Origin of the sequence: Albimonas donghaensis, from assembly GCF_900106695.1 — a bacterium.
Lineage (GTDB): Bacteria > Pseudomonadota > Alphaproteobacteria > Rhodobacterales > Rhodobacteraceae > Albimonas > Albimonas donghaensis.
On record NZ_FNMZ01000022.1, the window covers coordinates 1 to 1,937 of the forward strand.

General features: G+C 75.7%; 1 protein-coding gene. It reads left to right on the forward strand.

Going from position 1 to position 1,937, the window contains the following annotated elements:
- Positions 1-1,937, forward strand: a 1,937-nt coding sequence (locus BLV24_RS22180) for a cadherin repeat domain-containing protein (RefSeq protein WP_176954880.1), incomplete at both ends; no start/stop codon positions are given.

The following is a 1,937-nucleotide window of genomic DNA, read 5'->3' on the forward strand; positions in this document are numbered from 1 at the left end:
GATCTGGACGAGGCCCCGACCGGCCTCGCCCTGACCGGAACCGCCGTGGCCGAGAACGCCCCCGGCGCCGTCATCGGGACCGTCGCGGGGACCGATCCCGAGGGCGCGCCCCTGACCTGGAGCGTCGACGATCCCCGCTTCGAGGTGGTCGGCGGGACCCTGAAGCTCAAGGACGGCGTGGCGCTGGATCACGAGGCCGGGGGCGAGGTCGACCTGGTCCTCACCGCCACCGATCCGGCCGGGAACGCCACGCCCCATGCCGCCACCCTCGCCGTCACCGACCTGGACGAGGCCCCGACCGGCCTCGCCCTGACCGGAACCGCCGTGGCCGAGAACGCCCCCGGCGCCGTCATCGGGACCGTCGCGGGGACCGACCCGGAGGGCGCGGCCCTGGCCTGGACCGTCGACGATCCCCGCTTCGAGGTGGTCGGCGACACGCTCAAGCTCAAGGACGGCGTGGCGCTGGATCACGAGGCCGGGGGCGCGGTCGACCTGGTCCTCACCGCCACCGACCCGGCGGGGAACGCCACGCCCCATGCCGCCACCCTCGCCGTCACCGACCTGGACGAGGCCCCGACCGGCCTCGCCCTGACCGGAACCGCCGTGGCCGAGAACGCCCCCGGCGCCGTCATCGGGACCGTCGCGGGGACCGACCCGGAGGGCGCGCCCCTGACCTGGAGCGTCGACGATCCCCGCTTCGAGGTGGTCGGCGGGACCCTGAAGCTGAAGGACGGCGTGGCGCTGGATCACGAGGCCGGGGGCGCGGTCGACCTGGTCCTCACCGCCACCGACCCGGCGGGGAACGCCACGCCCCATGCCGCCACCCTCGCCGTCACCGATCTGGACGAGGCCCCGACCGGCCTCGCCCTGACCGGAACCGCCGTGGCCGAGAACGCCCCCGGCGCCGTCATCGGGACCGTCGCGGGGACCGACCCGGAGGGCGCGGCCCTGGCCTGGAGCGTCGACGATCCCCGCTTCGAGGTGGTCGGCGACACGCTCAAGCTCAAGGACGGCGTGGCGCTGGATCACGAGGCCGGGGGCGCGGTCGACCTGGTCCTCACCGCCACCGACCCGGCGGGGAACGCCACGCCCCATGCCGCCACCCTCGCCGTCACCGATCTGGACGAGGCCCCGACCGGCCTCGCCCTGACCGGAACCGCCGTGGCCGAGAACGCCCCCGGCGCCGTCATCGGGACCGTCGCGGGGACCGACCCGGAGGGCGCGCCCCTGACCTGGACCGTCGACGATCCCCGCTTCGAGGTGGTCGGCGACACGCTCAAGCTCAAGGACGGCGTGGCGCTGGATCACGAGGCCGGCGGCGAGGTCGACCTGGTCCTCACCGCCACCGACCCGGCGGGGAACGCCACGCCCCATGCCGCCACCCTCGCCGTCACCGATCTGGACGAGGCCCCGACCGGCCTCGCCCTGACCGGAACCGCCGTGGCCGAGAACGCCCCCGGCGCCGTCATCGGGACCGTCGCGGGGACCGACCCGGAGGGCGCGCCCCTGACCTGGAGCGTCGACGATCCCCGCTTCGAGGTGGTCGGCGACACGCTCAAGCTCAAGGACGGCGTGGCGCTGGATCACGAGGCCGGCGGCGAGGTCGACCTGGTCCTCACCGCCACCGACCCGGCGGGGAACGCCACGCCCCATGCCGCCACCCTCGCCGTCACCGATCTGGACGAGGCCCCGACCGGCCTCGCCCTGACCGGAACCGCCGTGGCCGAGAACGCCCCCGGCGCCGTCATCGGGACCGTCGCGGGGACCGACCCGGAGGGCGCGCCCCTGACCTGGAGCGTCGACGATCCCCGCTTCGAGGTGGTCGGCGGGACCCTGAAGCTGAAGGACGGCGTGGCGCTGGATCACGAGGCCGGCGGCGAGGTCGACCTGGTCCTCACCGCCACCGACCCGGCGGGGAACGCCACGCCCCATGCCGC